Genomic DNA, 23849 nt, shown 5'->3' on the forward strand with positions numbered 1-23849 from the left:
TGCGGGCCTGACTCAAGCCCCTGTGCATGAAACTTTCATGCACAGGGGGCGAGCCGTTTACAAGCGCAGGATTTTCAACGATGGACGGCGTCGAGGATAACCTTTGCGCCTGTGGTCCACGGAACGGGTTTGAACTCGCTCCGCACCTTTTGGGTCCACGCGGCCAGATCTTCTGGATCGTCGATGACCTGACGGATCAGGGCATAGGCTTCACTGAGGTTGCGCGGGTTGAAGTAGCGCCCGAGCGGCCCGCCTGCTTCGGGGATGGAGGTCGTGTTGGAGGCGATACAGGGGCGCCCCATGGCCAGACCTTCCGTCACCGGAAGGCCCCAGCCTTCGAAGAAAGACGGGAAGACCGAGAAGCTGCAATCGGAATAGAGGCGTCGCAGTTCGGCATCGGACGGGTTTTGGATGAAGCGGATTTTGCCATCCAGCCATTTCGTATTCTCAAGCTGCTGCATGAGATCGGAAACGAGCCAGCCCGGACGCCCCGCGAACACCAGTGTCGGAACCTGATCGACCGGCATATCTTCCAGCATCTGCCGCCAGATCCGGAAGAGGAGCATGTGGTTCTTGCGCGCCTCGATCGTGGAGACGAACAGGACGTAGGGCTCGCTCACCAGACGTTCGGTTGGCATGACGGTTTCCGCCAGTCCGAACTCCGTTCCCATCGGAACATGCTGGACCGTAATGCCCGTTCCGATGCCTTCTTCCGCAAGATAGGACTGGACGTCCTGTGCTGTGGCGCGGCTGTTGGCGAAGATGATGTCCGCCAGCGGTAACACGGCATGATGCCAAGCCCGGAACGTCGTAATCACGCCAATATGGCACCATTCGGGGCAGCGGATTGGAGCCAGATCATGCATCAGGAGTCCGAAGGACACCCGCAGTTCATCGCGCAGCCACCGGACTGTCTGGACATAATTCTCGTGATGCCATGGTGAGCCCAGCGTCAGGAAGACGTCCCCAGCCTCGACAGCTTCCGCCAGGGGCGTTCCTTCGGCGTGCTGCGCGGCGTCGGTGCTTGACTGCTGACGTCGGCGGCGCAGAGCCGCCTTGCCTTCGTTGACTGCCAGTCGTCCCAGCCCGGCCCACAGGCTCGCCAGTCCGCCCAGAACTTGTCCTTCCGTTTGCAGGATGCCGGTTAATGCCTGACGGTGTGTTTCGTTCTCGGCGAACTGCATGGCGGAAAACAGTGGAGCCGAGGCTTTTGCGGCTTTGGCGCCACTGTCTTTCATAACTTGCCGCAGCAGCGTGTCGACTACCGACCAGTCGATGGTGCGGAAATCGCGCGGATCGTGTTTGTTCGCTCCGCGGCGTACGAACTGGACGTTGTGGCCGTGTAGGGTCCGCAGGCCCGCGCAGAGCTCGAACACCACACGCTGAATGCCGCTCGGTCGTCCATGATGGACGAGGTGAAACAGCAGGTCGTCGACGTCGATCCAAAGGGTCATGACGCTCTCCCGTCCACATACGCGGCGTGACAGGCGTCCAGAATGGCGTCAGCAGTATGCTCCCACGGGGTGGGTTTAAACTGCGTCCGGACCTGCTCCTGCCATTTCGTCAGGCCTTCGCGGTCTTCGATTGTCTCACGGACGACACGATAGGCGTCGTCGGTATTTTCCGGATCGAAATAGCGCGACAGCGGGCCGCCGGCTTCGGGGACGGAGGTCGCGTTCGAGGCCACGCAGGGACGGCCATGGATCAGGCTTTCCGTCACCGGCAGGCCCCAGCCTTCAAACAGGGATGGGAAAAGCGTGAACATGCAGCCGTCATATAGATGCGCCAGTTCGTCATCCGACGGGTCGCGCAGAAGACGGATCTTGCCACGCAGCCAGTCGGTATTTTCAAGCTGCTGCATGAGGTCGGAGACGAGCCAGCCGACCCGTCCTGCGAAAACAAGCGTCGGCACCTGCTCGGGAGGCAGATCAGCGACCAGACGACGCCAGACGCGGAACGCCAGAATATGGTTCTTGCGCGCTTCGATGGTGGAGACGAACAGGACATAGGTTTCTGGCGCAGGTAGTCCTTTCGGACGTTCGCCTGTCACTTTGCGGGGCGGCCCGAAGCCGCTGCCAATGGGCACGATCTGCACGGGGGCCAGCAGCTTCAGGCGATGCTTGCGGGTGTAGTCATCAATGGTTTTCGCCGTAGCGTGGCTGATGGCCAGAAGGCGTCCGCACTGCGGGAGGGTCGTATCCAGCCAGTGCCGGAAATCTCGGATCAGGGACAGCGCACACCATTCCGGCCGGATGGCGGGGATGAGATCGGACAGTAGCAGGACAGGCTGGATGCCATACGCTTTGCGCATTCTGGCCAAACGGTCACCGAAGCCGGGCTCCGACCATGCTGCACCGAGAATCAGGAAGATATCGCCGGGCTTTGGCTGATTGGCTGTGTCGGCCGTAATTGACGACTGCATCACAGCCGGTGTTCGGGCAGTTTCCGTTTCCGAACGGCGCGTCATCTGTTTTTGCACAAAACGGCGTAAAAGGCGCAGGGCGCGCAACTGGTTCACGGCCATTGTCAGCAGAGGACGTGCCAGTTCCGGCGGCAGGCTCTCGATGCGTCTGATGACGGTGTGGCGCAGATTTCTTACGAAAGCACGGGGCGTTTTGCGCGACTGGGGCGCCGGGCGACTGTCATGTGCGACTTTGTCATCGGCACGCACGACGAAAAGATTTTCCAGATCGTCAAAAGACACCGTGGAAACAAGCTGTGTTTCGTTCTGTCCGCGTCGGATCAGGGCAATATTGCCCATACCGGGTTTGGTTGCGGCCTGTTTGCGGATGACATGCAGGATTTCATAGACAAGTCGCTGAATTCCGCTGGGGCGCGAATTGTTTTCGAAATACTGGAAAATGTCTTCGACGTCGATCCAGATGGTATAATCTGCTTGCATATGTCCGGACTAGCTTTGTGGCGGCCGACAGGGATGCCGGTCTGTCAAACGATATTAGTGTTAAAGTTTAGGTAAGCCCCGCCGGATGGGCAAGGGGAGCGCGGAAAAGGCAGAGCCTTCGCCTCGCAGGATTGATTGGGTCAGGGGAGTTCTGTTGTGAACAGCGTTACGGTTCGTCAATGCGTCATTCTGCTGGAAGATCCTGTATCACACGCCTTGCCTCTGTCGCTTTTGCCCCGTGGAGATAGGCCGTTTCTCGCTTGGCTTATGCGGGAAATGCAGCGTTTTGGTGTCAACGAGTTCATAATTCTGACTGCACAAGGCTCGCAGGACGTTTTGACTGCTATTGAAAGTCTTGGTTCTTTCCTCCCCAGACCCGCCAAAATCGTCATAAGCGTTGCACCGCCCGGGCTGGGGAGCGGGGGGGCACTTCGTCATGCCCGACCGCATCTGCGGGAAAAATTCCTCATATGTCCCGCAAACACATTGTTTTCCTGCAATCTGGCGCGTTTGCTGACACACGCACGGAATGGACACTGGATGCTGTTGCGCCCGGTCACTTTGCCGGAGCAGCAGACAGAAGTCTTTTTGTGTGCAAACGGGCTTGTGTCGTTTCACCAGAACCGTGACGACTTGGAAAAGCCAGTTTTAGTGAGGACCGGCCTCTGTCTTTTTGATGTCTCGATCTGTGAAATGCTGTCGGAGACCTGCTCTTTGGAGCAAGACGTGTTTCCAAAGTTGGCGGAAAATGGAACGCTCCGGGGTCTCTCGCTGACAGGGGATTTTTACGATTGTGCGAATGACAGCAGGTTGGAAAAGACGCTGCAGGAGATGTCGCTGAATTTGCGCCGTCCGGCCGTTTTTCTGGATCGCGACGGCGTCATTAACCGGGACTTTGGATGGGTCGGAACGCGCGAACGGTTCGAATGGGAGCCCGGTGTCCGCGAGGCCATCGCCAGAATGACCGAAAGTGGCCATCACGTTTTTATCGTGACCAACCAGTCCGGGATTGCACGGGGGTTCTATTCCGAAGCCGACCTTATGGCTCTTATGGACTGGGTTATCGACAGCATCCGCGAGCATGGCGGGACTGTGGATGACTGGCGGTACTGCCCCATGCACCCAGAGGCCGAAGTCGAACGTTATCGAGGGCATAGCGTGGACCGCAAACCGGCGCCCGGTATGATCCTTGATCTGTTGCAACGATGGGAACTGGACCCTGCGCGTTGCGTCCTGTTTGGAGACCAGCCGACCGACATGCAGGCTGCATGTGCGGCAGGCCTTCGAGGGGTCATGGTGGGACCTGACAAACTGTCCGATCTGTTTCCAGAAATGGGCCTGTCATTGTGTGAGAATGAGTTTCCGGAAAGTCCTCGACAGTCTGTAAGGTGAAAGTTACAATTCGTATCAAATAGTCTGATTGGAAAGATGATGGCATCTTACAGGAACACGCAGGCCTCCCTGTCTCGTATTTCCTCGAAGGCGCAGCAGTCCGGATGCCGTGACCCTGAGGAGAGGGTTTGCCTGAGCGCGGTGGAAAAATATCGGCTGTTGCGTGAGACCCGTCGTGTTGTCAGGAGAGAGCGTCTGGCTGACGAACGTAAATCCGGAACGTGTCAGGATAGGTGATCTCTTGAGATTCTGGCATTTTTCTGAGGTATGACGGTCGTATCGGTCATCCCCGGACAGGCTGACAGATCTGCGAGAGGAGCAGGTCGGCCCATCAGGAAGCCCTGTGCCGTCGTGCAGGATGTATGACGCAGCATGTCGAGTTGGGCGGCGGTTTCTACACCCTCGGCGATAACTTCCATCGACATGGCATGTCCCAGCGTCATGATGGCGCTGACGATGCTCTGGGCCTGTGGATCGTTCAACATGTCTCGGATGAAGGAACGATCGATCTTGATCCGGTCAAAGGGAAAGCTGCGTAGATAATTGAGACTTGAAAATCCGATACCAAAATCGTCCATGACAATCTTGACGCCCAGAGCGCGGATTTTGCCCATGGTTTCCAGATTGCGCTGTACAGCGTCCAGAAATATGCTTTCCGTCAGTTCGAGTTCGAGCCTTTCGGCAGCCAGTCCCGTCTGAAAAAGCGTCTGGATGACGGCTGCATACATGTCGTCATGTGCGAACTGGACTGCGGAAATATTGACGGCGATCCTGATATGCTCCGGCAGTCTGCTTGCCTGGGCACAGGCTTCGAGCAGTACCCAGCGGCCAATCGGGACAATGAGGTTGCAGTCTTCCGCAACCGGGATGAATTCGTTCGGGGCAATCACACCCCTGACCGGGTGTTGCCAGCGAAGCAGGGCTTCGACGCATTCGACCCTGTTTGTTTTAAGGCAGATCAGAGGCTGGAATTCGAGAAAAAACTCGTTTGATTCGAGAGCCCGTTGCAGGTCATGTTCCATTTCGCAGCGATGCTGGACATCTGCCTGCATGACAGGATTGAAGCTGATCCAGTCTGGCGACTGAAGACGACGGGCTTCGCTCAAGGCAAGTTCAGCATAATGGCAGGCCGTCTCGAAGCGGTATGTATCAAATGGAATCAGGCAGCAGCCGATACTGGCTGTGATGTGGATTCTGTGTCCATCTACGGGCAGCGTGGTGTGAAAGATATCCCGTGTAATCTGTGCCCAGTGTGTGGCCTCAGTGGGCTGTTCGTACGGGAAAGGGCAGAAAATCCCGAACTCGTCGCTGCTGAAGCGTACAACGATGCAGTCATCGCTCAGGAATGTCTGAAGGCGTTGTCCGATTGCTTCGAGAAGGTCGTTGGCGATTCTGGCGCCGTAACGCTCGTTGATGGTGCGGAAACGGTTGATGTTGACGTGCAGGAGAATACCTGCGGCTTGCGGCACTGCATGCTTGAGGAAGAAGTCTTCGAGATGTCTCTCGAACTCTGTCCTGCTGCACAGGCCCGGGGCAGAGTCCGGAGGCAGAATGTCTGTGGCGGGAGAAAGAGACCTGAGGAATGTGACGGCCAGCGCCAGACAGTCTTTGTCGTTTCGGCGAAGGGGAGTCAGTCTGAACTGGACGGGAATAGTTTCTTTCTGCAGCGTCATGAGAAGGCCGGAGTGGTACTGATTGTCCGGCAGGGCTTTTAGAGCGGCGGGAAGGATCTCTTCGAGCGGGGGGAAATTCTGGAGGTCGGTCCCGAGGCAGGAAAGGAGAGATCTGTTGGCCTCAATGATCCGGCCCTGATACAGAATGGCCAATCCCTCGCTGGAGGCGTCGGCGAGATGGTGAATCGGAAAGAGTGTTTTGATATTTTCCCGGGACGCAGTCTTCGGAAGGCGTGTGTCCGCGCAGGGGCGTTCTCCTTCCTGACCTGTTCTCTGGGAAATACGCACAATCATTTCCATCCGTTAATCTCGATGTAAGATGCCTTGGCTTCTGTTAAGAAACTGGAAATGTCGGACAGTCAGGAATCGCTCAAACTGCAACAAAATGTTGCTGAGACCGAATTTGACACGATTCAGGCCCCAGTCCTGACCATTCTTCCACCGCGCGAGCGTTACGAAGCAGGTCATGCGGGGGCGATTTCCCTGCTGGTGAGCCGTCTTGCCGGCGCTGGAGATGTCGTCGCGGGAAGGGGGACGGTGGGCGTGCCTTTACCCGGCGGTCGTTATCAACCGTTAATCGTGCCAAGGGTTCCTCTTTCGCATGGGTGGCGTTTGCGTTTTGCCTGTGTGGCGATGATGCGGTCGTGTCGGCCAGCGCTCACGGAAATTCACAACCGGCCGGATCTGGCCCGGTTTCTGGCGCGGTTTGGGCCGGTGCGTCTGGTTCTGCACAATGATCCCTGCGGGATGAGGGGCGCGCGGTCGGTCCGACAGCGTGAGGATCTGGCGCGACATGTGCTGGTCTGTGGTGTTTCGGACTGGGTCATCCAGCGTTTCCGGGAAGGCTGCGGCCCGATCCGGACTGAAATGCAGCCCAACTGTCTGGATCTGTCCGCACTGCCAGTCTTACACGATAGGCAGAGGACGGTCCTGTTTGCGGGGCGGGTCGTGGCGGACAAGGGTGTGGATGCGTTTGTGCGCGCCTGGGGTCAGATCAGGGCGCGTTATCCGGGGTGGCGGGCTGTTATCATGGGGGCGGATAGGTTTGGACCAGACTCTCCGGAGACGCCTTATTTGAAGCAGCTTCGGCCTCTTGCGGCTGCTGCCGGGATCGTGATGACAGGGTATCGGCCTCATGAGGCGGTTCTAGCCGCGATGGCGGAGGCGGCAATCGTTGTGGTGCCAAGCCGCTGGCAGGAGCCTTTCGGCATGACCGCGCTGGAAGCCATGGGATGTGGAGCGGCGGTTGTGGCGTCTCCTGTGGGCGCGTTGTCGGATCTGGTCGGGGACGCGGCGCTGCTGGCGGCACCGGACGCCCCCGGCGAACTGGAGCAAACCCTGAGCCGTCTGATGGACGATGACGGTCTGAGGGTCAGGCTGGGTGCAAAAGGGCGGGAACGGGCGACCCTGTTCGATGTTGGGGCGGCCCGCAGTCGCGTGGAAGAACTGCGGCATGCGGCGATTGCTTTTGCCCGGCGGAAGCCGCAGTCCTGAGAGAATTAGTCCCGCTGGGGCGGGGCCATGAAGGTCGGGTCGATGGCGTTCGGCACATGGCGCGCCAGAATGTCGTCCACGGCTTTCTTTTCTTCGTCCGTCAGGGTCCAGCCGAAGACGTCCTTCACACCTGAGACCTGTTCAGGCTTGCGGGCACCCCACAGGGCGATGACCGGCCCCTGATCGAGAACCCAGCGGACAGCAAAGGCCATGGTCGATTTGCCGCGCTTTTCGGCAAGTTTTTTGAACTCTTCGACGGCGGCGAGATAGTTCTCGAAGTTCGGCTTCTGAAATTTCGGATCGTTCGAGCGCAGATCGTCCTTGGGGAAGGTCGTGTCGCGGCTCATCTTACCGGTCAGCAGGCCGCGGCACAGGGCGCCGTAAGCCAGAATGACGGCATTGTGCTTTTCGGCATACGGCAGGATGTCCTTTTCGATCGTCCGTTCGAAAAGGTTCAGCGGTGGCTGGATCGTGGCGATCGGGGCGACTTCGCGGAAAATGTCCATCTGTTCGGGCGAGAAATTGCTGACGCCGAGGGCGCGGATCTTGCCTTCCTGATAGAGCTTCTGGAGTTCGCGGGCGCTTTCGTCGATGGGGGTCTTGTCATCGGGCCAGTGGATCTGTTCGAGATCGATCGTCTCGACGCGCAGGCGGCGCAGTGAGTCTTCAACTTCCTTGCGGATGCGCGCTGGGCGGGAGTCCCGGAAGACCTTCATGTTCTTTTCGTCTTCGCCAGCCCAGTGCAGACCGAGTTTGGTGGCGATATGGGCCTTGTTCGGCTTTTCGGCGAGGGCGCGACCGACGACTTCTTCCGAATGGCCAAAACCATAGACCGGGGCCGTGTCGATCAGGTTGATCCCTTCGTCGAGGGCCGCATGAATGGTGCGGACGCCATTGTCATCGTCGGGGCCGCCCCACATCCAGCCGCCGATGGCCCATGTGCCAAGAGCGACGCGGGAAAGGGGCGTGTCGATGCCGGGGATGAGGATGGTGTCGGATGCCATGATTGTCTCCACTCGAAATAGACAGTAACGAAAAAGCGCTTCGGACTGTAAGTGGTTGCATGCGAAGCCGAAACCTTCCATCCACTTAAGATGCGCTTCTCTCCTTCCACTGTGACCCGGATCGGCCGATGGGCCGCCCTGGTCCTGCCTCTGGCCTTGACGCATGTGCGCGTGGCAGGTGAGGCCGATCTTGATCTTCTGGCTGTTCTGCTGCTGCTCCATTCTTCGCTGATCGGGCGGCGTGAGGGCGGGTGGGACTGGCTCCGGGAGCCTTGGGTCATCGCCACGTTCTGCTGGTGGAGTTGGCAAGTTCTGTGCACGCTGTGGGTATCGCCGGGACATGGCGCGCTGGGTCAGGCGCTGCTGGCGATCCGTTTTCCACTTGCGGCGGCTGCGTTGGGCTGCTGGCTGCTCCGGGATGCGGTCTGGCGCAGGCGTGTGCTGTGGCTGACCTGTGCGTGCGGGGTTTACATTGCCGTGCAGATGCTGGTTCAGGCCGTGTTCGGGCGCAATTTGTTCGGAATCCCGCGCTTTCATGACGGAACGCTGACGGGACCGTATGAGCACCCCCGTGCTGCTGCACCATTGTCCCGACTGATCCTGCCGCTGTTGATGGTGGGCTGTGCGGTGGCGGAAAAGGCGCGAAGTCGTCTGATGCGGACGTTTGGACTGTGTGTTGCCACAATTCTGGCCGTCGGGATCATGGTGCTGGCGGGGCAGCGGATGCCGCTTGTGCTCTCGCTTCTGGGGATCGGGGTGTGTGCGCTGCTGTATCGGCCCATGCGTCCGGCCGCGCTGGCGGCGGCGGCGATGCTGCCGGTTCTGGTGCTGGTGGCGCGGGTGTTTTCGCCCGGCAGCTTTTTCCATCTCGTGACACTGGCGCGGCAGCAGCTCACGCATTTCGGTCAGTCGCCTTATGGGGAAATCTACACCCATGCGGTCGTGATGGCGCAGGCGCACCCCTGGATCGGGCAGGGCTATGACGCCTACCGGCATTTCTGCTCAGACCCGTCCACCTTTCATGGCCTGCCAGGACTGTCGGAGGCCGTGCCCGAGAGGGGGTGGCTGGATCTGTGTGTGCAGCATCCGCACAACCATTATCTTCAGGCGCTGGTCAATGCCGGAGTGCCGGGGCTGATCCTGTTCGTCTTGATGATTGCGACATGGCTGAAGGCGATCTGGCCGGGACGGAACGGCCATGCGATTGCGATCGGTCTGTTTGCGGCGGTGCTGATTCAGGAATGGCCCATCGCCTCCACGTCGGACTTCCTGAACCTGCCGCTGAGTGGCTGGGGGTTCCTGCTGCTCGGGTTGGCACTGGCCTATCGGGGCTTGCCGATACGGAACGGGTTTCAAGCGGACGGGGTCCGGCCTATATCGTAAGGCAGATTACGGAGGCCTTATGTCCAGCACCCCTGACAACACTGCGCCCGCACGAACCGGAACCGTTCCCGTGACGGTTCTGACCGGCTTTCTTGGCGCCGGAAAGACGACGCTTCTCAATCATATCCTGACGGCCGAGCATGGTCGCAAATATGCGGTTGTTGTGAACGAGTTCGGCGAACTCGGGATCGACAACGACCTCGTGGTGGATGCTGACGAGGAAGTGTTCGAAATGAACAACGGCTGCATCTGCTGTACGGTGCGCGGAGATCTGATCCGCATTCTGGGTAGTCTGCTGCGGCGTCGGAACCGGTTTGACGGCATCATCGTCGAAACGACCGGACTGGCCGATCCGGCCCCGGTCGCGCAGACGTTCTTCGTGGACGAGAACCTCCGCGAAAAGGCGCGTCTGGACGCGGTCGTGACGGTTGTGGATGCATTCAACGTCATGGAAACGCTGGATGAAAGTCCTGAAGCCATCAACCAGATCGCTTTCGCGGATGTGATCGTGCTGAACAAAATCGATCTGGCGGATGAAGAACGCCGCAAGGACATCGTGGCGCGTCTGAAGAAGATCAACGCCGTGGCGCAGATCCATGAGGCGCAGCATGGCGGCGTGAAGCTGACGGATATTCTGGACCGGGGTGGCTTCGATCTGGCGCGTGCGCTTAAGACGATGCCGGACTTTCTGGAGAACGATCATCATTCCCACGAGGAAGGTATCACCAGCATTTCCCTGAGCATCAAGGAGCCGATCGACCAGCCCCGTTTTCAGGCATGGATCGGAGCGATCCTTCAGGAGCAGGGCGCGGACATTCTGCGGGCCAAGGGCATTCTGCATTTCAAGGGCGAGCAGAACCGTTTTGCATTTCAGGCCGTGCATATGATGGCAGATGGGGATTTCATCGGCCCGTTTCGTGAGGGCGAGAGTCGGGAGTCCCGTCTGGTGTTTATCGGGCGCAATCTGAACCGCCCGCAGCTTCGGCGCGGCTTTGAAAGCTGCATTGCGGTATGATGCAGGATCTTCTGGCGGACCGGGGTGCTGAGCGCCGGTTCGAGAGCCCGATCGTTCATGTGGTCTCCTCCCGCGACGGGCGCAGCTTTGCGGCGCTGACGGTGGATGGGGAGCTTGTTCTCATTCCGCGGGATCGTCTGCGGGATGCGGAAAGCTGGACGGTCGTCTCCGTGCATGACGGCGGGTTATGTCTGGCTCAGGGCTGTGAGCCGGATTCGTTCCTGTCGGGCGGTGAGGACGGGAAGCTCGTCCGGACTTTTGCCGATGGGCGCACGGACGTATTGCACGAAGGGCGCCGCTGGATCGACTGCGTGGCCAGTACGACAGATCATCTGGCGTTTTCGTCCGGCAAGCAGATCGAGGTCCGTGCGGCGGAAGGGCACCAGACGCTCAAGGTTCTGGAACATCCCTCCACCGTGACTGGTATCGTGTTCGATGCGAAGGGCAAGCGGATTGCGGCGTCACATTATAATGGTGTGTCGATGTGGTTCGTGCAGGCCAAGGTCGACAGCGTGCGGCCGTTCGAATGGAAGGGCAGCCATATTGCGATTGCCATCCATCCGGGTGGTGAGGCGCTGGTGACGTCCATGCAGGAAAACGATCTGCATGGCTGGCGCCTGTCTGACGGGCACAATATGCGTATGAGCGGCTATCCGAAGCAGGTGAAGTCCATGGGCTTCACGCGTAACGGGCGCTGGCTTGCGACGGCGGGAGCCGATGCGATTGTGCTGTGGCCGTTTACGGGTGGTGGCCCGATGGGCAAGGCTCCGGCGGAACTGGCGCGGCTGCCGGGTCTGTTCGTCAGTGCGGTTTGCCCCAATCCCAAGGAAGACATCATCGCTGCGGGTTATGAGGACGGGACGGTCGTTCTGGCGGAAATCGGCGGCGGGGACCAGCGCGTTCTGCCGCTGTGCTCGGGACAGGATACGAAGCGCGGCAAGGTGACGTCGCTGGGCTTTACGCCGCAGGGTGGCGCGCTGGCCTTCGGGACGGAAGACGGGGTTCTGGCAGCAATCGATCTATCCAGCGGCGGTTGAGCTATGTTTGTGCCCGATGCGTACTGACGCAGCGGGTCAATTGTTGCTGGAGCGGAAACGCGGTATGTCTGTCTGATGCAGGACAGGGTTCCTGTTCAGGAGGCGGATCTGGAGACTCTATCATCGTCCGCCGTGCAACCGGGCAACTCTGCCGGGCTGGGCGCCTACGGAGACCTGGAAGCATTTTCTGATCTCGATCTGGACGATCTTGCCATCGCTGCGGCATCATTATGCCGCACGCCAATCGCACTGGTCAGTATTCTGGATGGAGATCAGCTCTGGTTTTCCGCGCGTGTCGGAACCGATCAGACCTATGGCGCGCTGGAAAATTCCGGATGTGCGGCTGTCATAGCTCGTCGGGCGCCGGTGGTGATCACCGATATGATGGCCGATCCGGAGACGCGCAGGAACAGTCTTGTCTGCGGTGCGCCGGGTCTGCGGTTCTATGCGGGATATCCGTTGTTTACAGCCGACAACGAGATTTTCGGGACATTATGCGTCGTAGATCTGCAAAAACGTCCGCAGGGGCTTTCACAGCGCGAGCATGACGGCCTGGCCGCTCTGGCCCGGCAGACCATGCGGCTGATGGAACTGCGTCGGGAGACGATCGCACAGGAACGGCGACTGGCTGCGCAACAGCTCCGTCGCAAGCGTGTTGCCCGAGAGGCCCGGCAGGCGGAAGCGGAACGGCGGCAGGCGCGCGAAAAATATGCACTCCATCAGGCTGCGGGCGCGGCAGGAGGCGTGGGTATTTATGAATACGATCTGGTCAGTGGGGACATCACCGTTTCTCCTGAAGTCTGTCGTATTATCGGCATGCCCGTCACCGAAGTCGTGACTGCACCACAATGGGCCCAGCGGGTGCATGAGGATGACAAGGCGCGGATTCCGCTTCTGTCAGAACTTCTGGACGGTTCTGCTCCCCTGAAACTGGAGTACCGGATTGTCCGGGATGATGACCGCAAAGAGCGCTGGGTTCTGCGTCAGGGCGTGTTGGACAGGGACGCGACCGGACGTCCGGTCCGACTGATCGGAACGCTTCAGGACATCACCCCGGAGAAAAACGCCACCAGTCGTCTGACCACGTTGCTCGCGGTTGAGGATGCCCTGCGTGCCGCCACGACCCGCAGGCAGGCGCTGACAGAGGCCTGCGAACTTCTCGGGCGCAGGCTTGAGGTCCAGCGTGTCGGGTTTGCGGCCATTACAATGCGTGATGAGGTTTTCACCATCGATCATGGCTGGTGCAGCCCTGATGTGCCGCCGATTTCGGGGGTTTTTACATTTCAGACGTTTCGCCGTACCTCCAATTTTCTTCGCAGTGGCGCTGTTCTCATTCTGGACGATCTTTCCAATCCGTCATGGATGGAGGAAGAACAGGAGGCCTGTCGCGCGTTGGGTGTGGAGGCGCAGATCATTGTTCCAAAAATGGATCATGGAGAACTGACGGGCTGTCTGTTTGTCCATAGCGCCACGCCACGAGACTGGACGCTGGATGAGACGTCTTTCATCCGCACAGGCTCTGACCGGATTTTTACGGCGCTGGACGAATGGGAGGCCGAGGCGCGGCAGGAAATCGTCAATCATGAAATCCTGCATCGTCTCAAGAATACGCTCAGCATCGTCCAAAGTCTTGCGCATCAGGGATTCCGGAACGTGGATGATCAGGGGCCGCTTGCAACGTTCACATCCCGTCTGGTGGCGCTCAGTGCGGCGCACGATCTGCTGATGCGCCGGAACTGGCAGTCCACCGATCTGGCCAGTCTGGTTCGCGGAGTGCTGACGCCGCTGGGCGTTGAAGAGCGGGTCGAGGTGTCCGGACCGTTTCTCAAGCTCGGACCCGATACGGCGACCTCCTTTTCGATGGCGCTGCACGAACTGGCAACCAACGCCGTGAAATATGGCGCCCTCAGTGTTCCGGACGGAAAGGTGTCCCTGAGCTGGACGATTACGGGCGCAGAGGCCGTGATGACGCTGAAGTGGCGGGAGACAGGCGGACCGCCCGTTACAGCGCCGAAGCGGACCGGATTTGGCGTCCGTCTTCTCAGGTCCGGACTGGGCCGACACGGAAAAACGGAACTTCATTACGCGTCAACGGGTTTATGTGCGGATCTGACTGCGCCGACCCTGTCGCTCGCAACACTCTGAGACTGACCGGAGACCTGTGATTTTTATGCCCCAGGACCCTGAGACACGGCCCACCATCCTGATTGTCGAAGACATCGTGTTCATTCGCATGATGACGGAAGACTATTTCGAGAGTGCCGGTTTCAGAACCCTGAGCGCGCGTTCGACGGCGGATGCCATTGCGTTGCTTGAGACAGACCCGACGATCCGTTACCTGTTCGCCGATATTCATCTGCCTGATGGAGAAGACGGTCAGAAGCTGGCGGAAATTGCACGCAAACGCTGGCCCCCCGTGAAAATCATCCTGACATCCGCGGACATGCCCGCAGATCAGGTCCGACTGCCGATACGCGGTCTGTTTGTTCCCAAACCCTATAGTCTCGATCAGGTCAGAAAGACTTTCGAGACAATGACCTGATCAGGACTGCTGACTTGAAGGGCGGTCGGTATGCCCAAGGTCCCGGTCGGGGGCGATGATGTCCCGCACGCGCTGTTTCAGGTCTTTCGGGCCGGGAAACCCTCCGTCACGTTTACGCTCCCAGATCAGCGTTTCGTCCACATGAATTTCGAAACGGCCTCCGGTATCGGGGATCAGCGCGACTTCGCCTAGAGCCTGACCGAATGTCGACAGCAGTTCCTGGGCCATCCAGCCGGAACGGAGCAGCCAGTTGCACTGTGTGCAGTAGCGGATGGAAATGCGGGGCGCAGTGGACGTCATGGGGCGATCCTGTCGGGCTCTGGAGCTTGGATACTGTCATGAGGGCTTCATGCGGAAAAGCCTTCGCATCAGAGGCGGCCGTCGTTAAGGGTATGGGTTATTACTCTCTGACGGGATGTTCCGGTCCATGCGTTCTGCCATTCGTTTGCCTGTTGCCTTGCTTTTATGTGCGACTGTTCTCTCTGCCTGTGCTCCGTCAGCGCGGCATAACGAGGCATTGCCTGAAAGTGCGGCACCGGACGAGCGGCTTGTTCTGGCGCCCCCTCCCGTGGCAGGCAGCGCGGCACAGCTTGACGATGACCGGGTGTTCCGTGCCACGCGCGCCCTGAAGGACACGCCGCGCTGGAAACTGGCGCAGAGCGACGCGGATCTGGACCCGGTGCATCTGGTTCGGGATTTCTCGTGTGCGGCAGGGTTCGATCTCGACCTCGCACAGGCGCCCCATCTGGCGACGGTGCTGGAACGGATCCGTCATGCCGTTGGCCGCCGGACGTCCGAAGCCAAGACATACTGGCACCGCACGCGCCCTTTTGTGGGCACGAATCTGCCGATCTGCACGTCTCCTGAAGGGCTCGGGCTGCACGCGTCTTATCCTTCAGGCCATACGACGGCGGGATATGGTATGGCGCTGCTTTTGGCACATCTGATGCCCGAACATGCCACGGCGCTGCTTCAGCGTGGTCGGGTGTTCGGGGAAAGCCGGATCGTGTGTGGCGCGCATTGGAAATCTGACGTTCAGGCCGGTTATCTGAACGCGTCGTCCCTGATGGATGCGCTTTTGGCCAATCCGGACCTTCAGGACGATCTGACAGCGGCACGGCGTGAACTGCTGGCGATGCAGGTCCATCCGGTCGCGCCCGATGCGGCACGTTGCGCGGTAGAACAGGACGCTGCGACGCACTCTTTGCTCAGCGAACCCTGAGGCGGGACGGACGGCACTCCTGAAAAAATCAGGGTGCCGGTTTTTGCTTGTCCGAGGGAGGCGGGCTGTGATGGGCGCCGCGATCGTTCGCTTCCATGAAGCGGTCGGCGAGGCAGCTATAAAGCGAATGCGGGCAGATCATTTTTGACACACCGAACGCCAGAAAGGACGTGGCCAGCAGTGCCAGCGTAACCTGCTGGTTGTCGCACATTTCCATGACGATGATGGTTGCGGTCAGGGGGGACTGCGACATGCCGCAGAAATACGCCACCGTACCCAGCAGGACGACCGCGCCGGGCGTGGTGTGCGGCAGGAACTGCTCCACCCAGCCGCCAATTCCTGCGCCGATGGCGAGTGACGGGGCGAACATGCCGCCGGGGATGCCGGAGCAGTACGAGACGATCATCGCCAGATATTTGAGGACGAAGAACGAGGCCGGATAATGCTCGGTGCCGTTGAAAATGGCGCTGGCCTGATCGTAGCCCGTGCCGTAGGTCGCGCCTTTGGAAAGGAGGCCGATCAGAGCGAGTATGAAGCCGCAGGATGCCGCAAAGGCGATCGGACGTATGGCGGCGAAGTGTCCGACCCACCCCGGAATGCCGCGTGAGGCTTTGATGAGAATGGCCGAGAAGCTGCCTCCCGCAAGGCCGCCGAGAATCCCGCAGGTCAGAACCGCGATCCATGCCGTGCCGACAGGAACGTCCACGTCCGCATGGCCGAAATAGGTGTAGTTGCCGATCAGGGCGATAGCCGTGACGCCAGACAGGACAACAACCGTGAGGGTACGGCCAGAGGTCTTCTGTTCGAAGGAATGAGAGAGTTCCTCAATGGCGAACATGATTCCAGCGAGGGGCGTATTGAACGCCGCGGCCATGCCTGCTGCGCCGCCTGCAAGGATCATGCTGCGCCGTGCGGCGATGTTCGACTGTCCCAGCAGACGCGAGAAGGCGTGCATGATGGACGCCCCAACCTGCACGCTCGGGCCTTCACGCCCGATGGACGCGCCGCAGATCAGGCCGAACGAGGTCAGCAGGATTTTACCAAGCGAGGTCTTGAGGGACAGCACACGGTCCACGACTGCAACGTTTTCGATGTGCAGGGTCGCGATTGTTTGAGGGATGCCGGAGCCCTGTGCGCCCTTGAAGATGGTCCGCGTGGCCCATGTGATGAGCGCCAGTCCGACCGGGGCTACGACCAGCATGGCCGCAGGGTGCCAGGCAATGATCTGATGGCGCACACTTGCCGCCCAGTCGCCCACTCTCGCAAACAGCACAGCCACGATACCGACCAGAACCGCGCCGAGCCAGTAGACCGCCGTGCGGCGCCACTGGTTTGTCGTTACTTGTGCCGAACGCTTCAGATGCAGAATGCGGTCTTTGCGGCGCATGGCATGGGCAGAGGAACGTACGTCCGTGGCCGGAGGCTCTGCGGGAACAGCAGCAACGGGAGAAGGAGGCGGTGTATCGGCCAATATTCGGACGTCCGGGAAGGAGGGTCGGGCTGTGGAGGATACGCCCGGTTCAGGCCCGTGCGCTGATGATGTGCACCTGCCACCAACGCGGGAGGAGGGTCAAGGGTTCTCCGCCGATGAGGCGCGAGGGGCTGAATCCGTTCCGGGCTGTGTCATAAACCGCACAGTCAGCGCCGCTTTGGCCATCTTCAGCTCAGGACGAGAACGCCGGAATGTTTGGCCTTGTCTTCAGGCTCGACATGGATGTGGATGGAGGCGCGGCCCAGTTCGGAGCGGATGGCGGCTTCGATCTGGTCGCAGATTTCGTGGGCGTCATGCACGGTCAGGGCGCTCGGCACCACGAGATGGAACTCCACGAAGGACAGGGCGCCGACCTTGCGGATGCGGAGGTCATGGGCTTCCAGCGCGCCGGTTGCGCTGGAGGAAATCACGGCCTTGACTGCTTCCATCTGTTCGGGTGACGGCGCTTCGTCCATCAGGCCGGACAGGGAATGCTTCATCATGGAGAAGCCGGCGCGCATAACGTTCAGAGCGACCAGCCCGGACAGAATGGCGTCGAGGCGGTCCCATTTGAGCAGCGGGATCAGCGAGACGCCGATCACGAGTGCCACGGTCGCCCAGACATCCGAAACAACATGTTCGCCTGCGGCCTGAAGCGCCTGTGAGGACTGTTTGCGCCCGACCGTGATCAGGATGCGGCCCCACACAAGATTGACCAGCCCGGCCAGCGCGTTCAGCGCCACGCCGGAGAGGGGCGCGCGAATGGGTTCGGGATGGCGCCAGTCATGAACGGCGATGACCAGAATGCCGATCGCCGTCAGGACGACCAGAACGCCTTCGAGGACGGCGGACAGATATTCCGCCTTGCCGTGGCCGTAGGGGTGGTTGTCATCGGCGGGAAGGGCCGCGACGGACATCGCCCAGAGCGTTCCGACAGCGGCCACGACGTTCAGGATAGTCTCGATCGCGTCCGAAAGCAGGGCGCTTGAGCCCGAGACCACATAGGCCGCGTATTTGATGGCGAGCACCACCACGCTCAGCGCGATGGAGGCTCGGGCGACCTTGATGCGGGTTGATGTCATGACGCGTCCTCAGCAGCAGGGCTGGTGCGTGTCGCAGACAGAGGGCTGTGTTTCAAGCTGGAAAGTGGGATGAGCGATGTCAAACTGCGTCCGCAGCAGCGCGGCGGCGTTGGCGATGATCCGGTCTGGAGAGACGGGATGTGCAGGATCGCACAGCAGATGGACGGTCAGGGCGGTTTCGGTCGTGCTCATGGCCCAGATATGCAGATGATGCAGCCCGGACACGCCTTCGACGGAAAGCAACGCGGTCTGAACGGCATCGGGATCGATCCCCGCCGGAACCGCATCCAGCGCCAGATCCAGCGAACGGCGGAGTAGGGACCACGTGCCGATGACGATGGAGGCCGAGACGATCAGGCTCATGATGGGGTCGATGATCGTATAGCCCGTAAAGGAAATGAGCAGACCGGCGATGACGACCGAGAACGCCATGACGGCATCTGCGGCCATGTGCAGGAAAGCGCCACGGATGTTGAGATCGTTCGAGGCGCCTTTCATGAACAGCAGGGCCGTGACGGCGTTGACGGCGATCCCGACCAGCGCGACCCAACTGATGACCTCGCCTTGCACCATCTCGTGGGAAAACAGGCGCAGCACGGATTCCCAAACGATGCCGCCAGTCACGAGCAGCAGGATCGTGGCATTCGCAAGAGCAGAAAGGATCGTGGAGCGGCGCAGGCCATAGGTGAAGCGTGCGCTCGAAGGGCGGGTCGCCAGAACCTGCGCCAGCCATACGCCCGCGAGACCCAGCACATCGGACAGGTTGTGGCCCGCATCCGCCAGCAGGGACATCGAATGCGCCCAGACGCCCCACAGCGCTTCTCCGGCGACATAGGCCGTATTCAGGGCGATCCCGATGGCGAAGGCTGCGCCGAAACTTGCCGGGGCATGGACGTGCTGGTGTCCGAATCCGAAGCCATGACTGTGCCCGTCACAATCCGCGTGGTCATGATCGTGGTGGGCATGGTCCGCATGGTCGTGTCCTGCATGATCATGCGGCGACGCGGTGTCATGATGGTCGTGATCGCAGGCGTGGTGGGGATCTGAAGTCATGGAGGCCAGTGCTGCAAGAATGAAGGCCTAACCTTACCGCATGTGACGCGACCGTCCCATCTCTATATCCCCATACGTGACGATATTGCCGAACGGCGCGGAGCGTGGTGTCGTTAGAGGGTGAAGAATGGCCACAGTCTTCAGGGCTGTGATTGTGAAGAAGGACAGGAAACGATGGCCGAAAAACGTATTCTCATCATCGCCGGTGATTTCGTTGAGGATTACGAAATCATGGTGCCGTTCCAGATGCTGCTTCTGGTCGGGCACAAGGTCGATGTGGTCTCGCCGGGCAAAAAGGCCGGGGAGCAGGTCGTTACGGCGATCCACGATTTCGAAGGCCATCAGACCTACACCGAAAAGCGCGGCCATAATTTCACGCTGAACGCGACCTATGCAGGCGTGACGGCAGATTCTTACGACGCACTGATTATTCCGGGCGGACGTGCGCCGGAACAGCTTAGCACCGACGAAAGCGTGCTGGATCTGGTGCGGGCATTCGTTGAGAGCGGCAAGCCGGTTGCGGCTGTGTGTCATGGTCCGCAGCTTTTGGCGGCGGCGGGCGTCATCAAGGGTAAGAAGATTTCGGCCTATCCGGCCTGCCGTGCGGAAGTGCTGCTCGCTGGGGCCGAGTACCAGTCTCTCCCGATGGATGGCGCCGTGACGGACGGCCAGTTCGTCACCGGTCCGGCCTGGCCCGCGCATCCGGCCTGGATCGGGCAGTTCCTCAAGGTTCTGGGCACGCAGATCACACCGTAAGGGATTTACGCCCGGCGTTCACAACACTGTGGCGAAACATCCCCTGAAATCGTAGAGAGGAAGCATGACGACTTCCTCTCCTTCTCCCGATCCGCAGTCCACCCGACGTACCGGCAGTTTTGGCCGTGCCGAAGGCTTCATGGAACGCGCGTTTTTCGCCACGCGCTGGATCGCCGCACCGCTCTATTTCGGCCTGACCATCGGGCTGCTGCTGGTGGCGTTCAAGTTCTTCCAGCAGCTGATCGGACTGGTGTTGAAGGCGACGGGGCTGGATTTCGACGATGTGTTCGTTGGCGTTCTGGATCTGATTGATCTGGTCCTGCTGGCCAATCTGCTGCTGATCGTCATGTTCTCAGGCTACGAGAACTTTGTTTCGCGCCTCGATATCCGCAGTCATGAGGATTATCCGAGCTGGATCGGGCATGTCACGTTCGGGGACATCAAGATCAAGCTCATGGCCTCGATCGTGGCCATGTCCGCGATCCATGTGCTGGCGGATTTCATCCGTGTGGATGAGACCTCGACGCGCGCTCTGGAATGGAGCGTGGGCATCCATCTCGCTTTCGTGGTCTCGGGCGTGCTGATGGCCATCATGGACCGGATCATGGAAGGCTCCCCCGACACGCATCATGCCGATCCTGCGCCGCCGGTTGCAGGAAAAGCAGGGAATGATTCGGGGAACGGGCACCACTGATGATCCGCATTACCGAACTGCGCCTTCCGCTCGATCATGCGGCGGAGGCGCTGCGCGACGCCGTGCTTGCGCGTCTGAACATTCCATCTGAAGACCTGCAAAGCCTGACTGTGGCGCGTCGCGGCTATGATGCCCGCAAACGCGGCCATATCGTGCTGGTCTATAACGTGGACTGTGATGTCGCGGACGAGGTTGCGGTTCTGGCCGCCCATGCGAGCGATCAGCATATCCGCCCGACGCCGGACACGACCTATCATTTGCCCGAGGCGACCTTGCCCGAGGGGGCACCGCGTCCTGTCGTGATCGGGGCGGGGCCGTGCGGGATCATGGCGGCGCTGACGCTGGCGCAGGCCGGTCTAAAACCCATCATTATCGAACGCGGTAAGGACGTGAAGGCGCGGACGGTCGATACGTTCGCCCTGTGGCGTAAATCCGTTCTGACGCCTGAGAGCAACGTCCAGTTCGGCGAAGGCGGGGCCGGGACATTCTCGGACGGCAAGCTCTATTCCGGTGTGTCTGACCAGCGACATCTGGGGCGGCATGTTCTGGAAGAATTCGTCCGGGCGGGTGCCCCGGAAGAAATTCTGACGATCTCTAAACCCCATATCGGCACGTTTCGTCTGGTCACAATGGTCATGTTCATTCGCACTGAAATCGAGCGTCTGGGCGGCGAATACCGGTTCGAGACTCGTGTTGAGGGATTTGAGATGGACGGCGAGGGCGCGGAGCGTCGTCTGCGCGGCCTGCATCTGTCGAACGGTGAAACCCTTCCGGCGGAGCGGGTCATTCTGGCGGTCGGACACTCAGCGCGCGATACGTTTGAAATGCTGCGTCAGGCCCATGTGGAAATGGACCCCAAACCGTTCTCCATCGGCGTACGGATCGAACACCCGCAATCCGTGATTGACGTAGCCCGTTTCGGCGCCAGTGCCGGACACGAGATGCTGGGGGCGGCGGATTACAAGCTCGTCCATCATGCCTCGAATGGTCGTGCGGTTTATTCGTTCTGCATGTGCCCCGGCGGGCAGGTCGTGGCGGCAACGTCCGAAACAGGGCAGGTCGTCACCAACGGGATGAGCCAGTATTCGCGGGCCGAGCGAAATGCGAATAGCGGCATCGTTGTTGAAGTGAAGCCCGAGCTTGATTTCCCGGACGACGTTCTGGGCGGCATGGCCTTTCAGCGCCAGTGGGAAAAAGCGGCGTTCGTCGTGGGTGGCCGCAATTACAACGCCCCTGCCCAGCGGGTCGGAGATTTTCTGGCGGGGCGTCCGTCCACGTCGTTGGGGGACGTCGTGCCGTCCTATCAGCCGGGTGTGACGCCGACGGATTTGACACTGTGTCTGCCGCCCTTCGTAACGGACGCCATCCGTGAAGCCCTGCCGCAGTTTGAACGCAAGCTGCGTGGTTTTTCCATGGATGATGCCGTCATGACAGGCGTGGAAACGCGCACATCCTCGCCGATCCGCCTGCGTCGTGACCGTGACGGGCAAAGCCCGACCCTGCGCGGGTTGTTCCCGGCAGGTGAGGGGGCAGGCTATGCTGGCGGTATCCTTTCCGCCGGAATTGATGGCATCCGGGCGGCGGAGTGGCTGGCGGCCTCTCTTTAAGAGACCGCCGCACAGCCCTCACATATGTTCGCCGGGAAGTTCTTTGGGGCGGATCAGGGCGATGGCACCCGTCACGAGACTGGTGCCCAGCACGAAAAGTTCGGCTGAGAGCGGCAGTGTAAGAATGGTCGGGCCAAACATGGGTACGAGTTTCTGCGCCATGCCCTGCCCGATGGAGCCGAGCGCATAGCCCAGCCCCATACCGAAGCTGCGGGTGTCGGACGGGAAACGCTGTGCCAGATAATGCGGAACAAGTGCGAAAATTCCCGAAGCCGCAGCACCCATGACGAAGGCTGCAACCAGCAGCATGGTCCAGGTCGGTGCGCTCAGGAACGGCCAGATCGTCAGCATCACGACGACAAGCGCGCTGAGCATGACCCGGACTTCCCCGAAACGCTCTGCCAGCCAGCCGCACAGGACTTTTCCGCCAAACGATCCGAGACAATAGAGCGTTACCGGCCAGAAAACGGCCTGTTGTGTCAGGTGGTGACTGCCACGCAGAATGGTCGGGTAATAGGTGTAGATCGCGGCTTTCTGGAATTCGAGAAAGCTCATGAAAGCGATTGCCTGAAGTGCTGCACCCGTCAGACGGAATTTGGGACGCGGTGGCGGGGCTGTGTGGTGCTGCTTTCTGGTCAGACGGTCTTCGTGGGTCCGCAGCCAGACCGGGCTTTCCGGTACGCCAATCCGGATGAACAGCGCCAGCGCAGCAGGGACGAGACCGATGAAGAACAGCACGCGCCATCCATAATGCGGCAGGATCAGGGCCTGCACGCCAGCGGCGGCGAAATAGCCGACTTCATAGCCGGACATCATGAGTGCGGAAGCCATGGGACGTGTCCAGGCTGGGACGCTTTCCATCAGCAGAGCGGCCGAAGCGGTCCATTCGCCGCCAAAGCCGATTCCGAACAGGAACTGCACAGCCATCAGCACATAAAAGTGATGTGAGAGCCCGGTCATGGCGGAAAAGACCGCAAACCATACGACGCCGAGCATGAAAGCAGGCTTGCGACCATAGCGGTCAGCCAGCCATCCCCAGCCTGTATTGCCGACGGCGCGCCCGATGGACTGCCCCATCAGCACAGCCCCCAGATCGGCAATCGTGCATCCGAAATCATGGGCGATGTCGGGGAGGGTAAACATGAGCGTCGTCTGGTCGAAAGCATCCAGAAACCAGCCCAGAAAGGAGGCAAAAGTGACCTGCCAGTAGGGCAGAAGGGCAATAAGAGAGCCTTGGGAAGATGTAGATACGGCGGAGCGGGTTGTGGCATCCGTCATGCAGAATGGTCCTGTCTCGGAGGGGAAAAGACCCCACGCCCAAGGGTGTCACAGGCCCGGAAGAAGGTCCGGGCATGAAACCGTAGCAGCTTTGTCCGGATTGATCGAACGAAGAGTTTGGATGCATCCAAAACAGATAGGCCGGGCGGGTATAAGCCAGCGATCACGGTTCAAACGACAGCAGAAATGCCTGCGCCATTAAGGAAAAATTAGGAGGTTCAGCGGCATTGTTCTGACATGAAGA

20 protein-coding genes are annotated in these 23849 nt (G+C 60.1%); 11 read left to right on the plus strand and 9 right to left on the minus strand.

Translation table 11 applies throughout. The annotated features are described in order from the left end of the window. Positions 1-74: 74 nt before the first annotated feature. Both JK208_RS00770 and JK208_RS00775 read right to left on the minus strand, forming a co-directional pair. Positions 75-1454 (minus strand): glycosyltransferase family 1 protein, encoded by a 1380-nt coding sequence (locus JK208_RS00770; RefSeq protein WP_211573985.1) that lies wholly within the window; start codon positions 1452-1454, stop codon positions 75-77. After that, the gene (locus JK208_RS00775) at positions 1451-2902 is read right to left on the minus strand and encodes a glycosyltransferase family 1 protein (RefSeq protein WP_211573986.1); all 1452 of its coding nucleotides are present in this window, start codon (positions 2900-2902) and stop codon (positions 1451-1453) included. Before JK208_RS00775 ends, JK208_RS00770 begins: the two co-directional genes overlap by 4 nt. A gap of 831 nt (positions 2903-3733) precedes the next feature. On the opposite strand from JK208_RS00775, the gene JK208_RS00780 reads away from it, so the two are divergent. Then, complete coding sequence (locus tag JK208_RS00780; protein WP_249201860.1) at positions 3734-4294, plus strand: HAD-IIIA family hydrolase; 561 nt, start codon at positions 3734-3736, stop codon at positions 4292-4294. A gap of 224 nt (positions 4295-4518) precedes the next feature. Here JK208_RS00780 and JK208_RS00785 read toward each other — a convergent pair whose 3' ends face one another. Continuing rightward, complete coding sequence (locus JK208_RS00785) at positions 4519-6255, minus strand: bifunctional diguanylate cyclase/phosphodiesterase (protein WP_211573988.1); 1737 nt, start codon at positions 6253-6255, stop codon at positions 4519-4521. A 60-nt stretch (positions 6256-6315) separates the two neighbouring features. Between JK208_RS00785 and JK208_RS00790 the strand changes: the two genes are divergently transcribed. Then, complete coding sequence (locus tag JK208_RS00790) at positions 6316-7461, plus strand: glycosyltransferase family 4 protein (RefSeq protein ID WP_211573989.1); 1146 nt, start codon at positions 6316-6318, stop codon at positions 7459-7461. A 5-nt stretch (positions 7462-7466) separates the two neighbouring features. Here JK208_RS00790 and JK208_RS00795 read toward each other — a convergent pair whose 3' ends face one another. After that, the gene (locus JK208_RS00795) at positions 7467-8465 is read right to left on the minus strand and encodes an aldo/keto reductase (protein ID WP_211573990.1); all 999 of its coding nucleotides are present in this window, start codon (positions 8463-8465) and stop codon (positions 7467-7469) included. A 51-nt stretch (positions 8466-8516) separates the two neighbouring features. Between JK208_RS00795 and JK208_RS00800 the strand changes: the two genes are divergently transcribed. The 5 genes from JK208_RS00800 (at position 8517) to JK208_RS00820 (ending at position 14442) form a co-directional block, all read left to right on the plus strand. Next, positions 8517-9848, plus strand: coding sequence for an O-antigen ligase family protein (locus JK208_RS00800; protein WP_349291949.1), 1332 nt, complete (start codon positions 8517-8519; stop codon positions 9846-9848). Positions 9849-9867: 19 nt separating this feature from the next. After that, positions 9868-10863 (plus strand): GTP-binding protein, encoded by a 996-nt coding sequence (locus JK208_RS00805; protein WP_211573991.1) that lies wholly within the window; start codon positions 9868-9870, stop codon positions 10861-10863. Continuing rightward, entirely contained in the window at positions 10860-11900 is a 1041-nt protein-coding gene (locus JK208_RS00810; protein WP_211573992.1) for a WD40 repeat domain-containing protein, read from the plus strand. Before JK208_RS00805 ends, JK208_RS00810 begins: the two co-directional genes overlap by 4 nt. A 75-nt stretch (positions 11901-11975) precedes the next feature. Next, a complete protein-coding gene (locus tag JK208_RS00815; RefSeq protein ID WP_211573993.1) occupies positions 11976-14045 on the plus strand; it encodes an HWE histidine kinase domain-containing protein in 2070 nt (689 codons plus the stop codon). A 25-nt stretch (positions 14046-14070) separates the two neighbouring features. Next, entirely contained in the window at positions 14071-14442 is a 372-nt protein-coding gene (locus tag JK208_RS00820) for a response regulator (protein WP_211573994.1), read from the plus strand. Here the strand turns inward: JK208_RS00820 and JK208_RS00825 are convergent, their stop codons facing one another. Then, positions 14443-14742: a SelT/SelW/SelH family protein gene (locus JK208_RS00825; protein ID WP_211573995.1), complete on the minus strand. Its 300-nt coding sequence runs from the start codon at positions 14740-14742 to the stop codon at positions 14443-14445. 127 nt (positions 14743-14869) lie between these two features. Here JK208_RS00825 and JK208_RS00830 point away from each other — a divergent pair, with 127 nt between their 5' ends. Then, positions 14870-15664, plus strand: coding sequence for a phosphatase PAP2 family protein (locus JK208_RS00830; protein WP_211573996.1), 795 nt, complete (start codon positions 14870-14872; stop codon positions 15662-15664). A gap of 28 nt (positions 15665-15692) precedes the next feature. On the opposite strand, the gene JK208_RS00835 is transcribed toward JK208_RS00830, so the two are convergent. From JK208_RS00835 to JK208_RS00845, 3 genes are all read right to left on the minus strand, one after another. Continuing rightward, positions 15693-17135 (minus strand): chloride channel protein, encoded by a 1443-nt coding sequence (locus JK208_RS00835; RefSeq protein WP_408872096.1) that lies wholly within the window; start codon positions 17133-17135, stop codon positions 15693-15695. A gap of 188 nt (positions 17136-17323) precedes the next feature. Further along, the gene (locus JK208_RS00840) at positions 17324-18217 is read right to left on the minus strand and encodes a cation diffusion facilitator family transporter (protein ID WP_211573997.1); all 894 of its coding nucleotides are present in this window, start codon (positions 18215-18217) and stop codon (positions 17324-17326) included. A gap of 9 nt (positions 18218-18226) precedes the next feature. After that, positions 18227-19270, minus strand: coding sequence for a cation diffusion facilitator family transporter (locus tag JK208_RS00845; RefSeq protein WP_211573998.1), 1044 nt, complete (start codon positions 19268-19270; stop codon positions 18227-18229). Between the two features lie 174 nt (positions 19271-19444). Here JK208_RS00845 and JK208_RS00850 point away from each other — a divergent pair, with 174 nt between their 5' ends. The 3 genes from JK208_RS00850 (at position 19445) to JK208_RS00860 (ending at position 22327) form a co-directional block, all read left to right on the plus strand. Beyond that, positions 19445-20026, plus strand: coding sequence for a DJ-1/PfpI family protein (locus JK208_RS00850; RefSeq protein ID WP_099285592.1), 582 nt, complete (start codon positions 19445-19447; stop codon positions 20024-20026). 64 nt (positions 20027-20090) lie between these two features. Further along, a complete protein-coding gene (locus JK208_RS00855; protein WP_099285501.1) occupies positions 20091-20720 on the plus strand; it encodes a TIGR00645 family protein in 630 nt (209 codons plus the stop codon). Beyond that, positions 20720-22327: an NAD(P)/FAD-dependent oxidoreductase gene (locus JK208_RS00860; protein WP_211573999.1), complete on the plus strand. Its 1608-nt coding sequence runs from the start codon at positions 20720-20722 to the stop codon at positions 22325-22327. The genes JK208_RS00855 and JK208_RS00860 overlap by 1 nt, the downstream gene beginning before the upstream one ends. A gap of 18 nt (positions 22328-22345) precedes the next feature. Here JK208_RS00860 and JK208_RS00865 read toward each other — a convergent pair whose 3' ends face one another. Continuing rightward, a complete protein-coding gene (locus tag JK208_RS00865) occupies positions 22346-23605 on the minus strand; it encodes an MFS transporter (protein ID WP_211574000.1) in 1260 nt (419 codons plus the stop codon). Positions 23606-23849: the final 244 nt, after the last annotated feature.

It is taken from the genome of Gluconobacter sp. Dm-74 (assembly GCF_018256135.1).
In the GTDB taxonomy this organism is placed as follows: Bacteria; Pseudomonadota; Alphaproteobacteria; order Acetobacterales; family Acetobacteraceae; genus Gluconobacter; species Gluconobacter cadivus.

Excerpts from the sequence above, each read along its gene's own strand:
- JK208_RS00770 (WP_211573985.1), bottom strand. The coding sequence starts at position 1,454 with ATGACCCTTTGGATCGACGTCGACGACCTGCTGTTTCACCTCGTCCAT.
- JK208_RS00775 (WP_211573986.1), bottom strand. The coding sequence starts at position 2,902 with ATGCAAGCAGATTATACCATCTGGATCGACGTCGAAGACATTTTCCAG.
- JK208_RS00780 (WP_249201860.1), top strand. The coding sequence starts at position 3,734 with ATGTCGCTGAATTTGCGCCGTCCGGCCGTTTTTCTGGATCGCGACGGC.
- JK208_RS00790 (WP_211573989.1), top strand. The coding sequence starts at position 6,316 with ATGTCGGACAGTCAGGAATCGCTCAAACTGCAACAAAATGTTGCTGAG.
- JK208_RS00795 (WP_211573990.1), bottom strand. The coding sequence starts at position 8,465 with ATGGCATCCGACACCATCCTCATCCCCGGCATCGACACGCCCCTTTCC.
- JK208_RS00805 (WP_211573991.1), top strand. The coding sequence starts at position 9,868 with ATGTCCAGCACCCCTGACAACACTGCGCCCGCACGAACCGGAACCGTT.
- JK208_RS00810 (WP_211573992.1), top strand. The coding sequence starts at position 10,860 with ATGATGCAGGATCTTCTGGCGGACCGGGGTGCTGAGCGCCGGTTCGAG.
- JK208_RS00815 (WP_211573993.1), top strand. The coding sequence starts at position 11,976 with ATGCAGGACAGGGTTCCTGTTCAGGAGGCGGATCTGGAGACTCTATCA.
- JK208_RS00820 (WP_211573994.1), top strand. The coding sequence starts at position 14,071 with ATGCCCCAGGACCCTGAGACACGGCCCACCATCCTGATTGTCGAAGAC.
- JK208_RS00825 (WP_211573995.1), bottom strand. The coding sequence starts at position 14,742 with ATGACGTCCACTGCGCCCCGCATTTCCATCCGCTACTGCACACAGTGC.
- JK208_RS00830 (WP_211573996.1), top strand. The coding sequence starts at position 14,870 with ATGCGTTCTGCCATTCGTTTGCCTGTTGCCTTGCTTTTATGTGCGACT.
- JK208_RS00840 (WP_211573997.1), bottom strand. The coding sequence starts at position 18,217 with ATGACATCAACCCGCATCAAGGTCGCCCGAGCCTCCATCGCGCTGAGC.
- JK208_RS00845 (WP_211573998.1), bottom strand. The coding sequence starts at position 19,270 with ATGACTTCAGATCCCCACCACGCCTGCGATCACGACCATCATGACACC.
- JK208_RS00850 (WP_099285592.1), top strand. The coding sequence starts at position 19,445 with ATGGCCGAAAAACGTATTCTCATCATCGCCGGTGATTTCGTTGAGGAT.
- JK208_RS00855 (WP_099285501.1), top strand. The coding sequence starts at position 20,091 with ATGACGACTTCCTCTCCTTCTCCCGATCCGCAGTCCACCCGACGTACC.
- JK208_RS00860 (WP_211573999.1), top strand. The coding sequence starts at position 20,720 with ATGATCCGCATTACCGAACTGCGCCTTCCGCTCGATCATGCGGCGGAG.
- JK208_RS00865 (WP_211574000.1), bottom strand. The coding sequence starts at position 23,605 with ATGACGGATGCCACAACCCGCTCCGCCGTATCTACATCTTCCCAAGGC.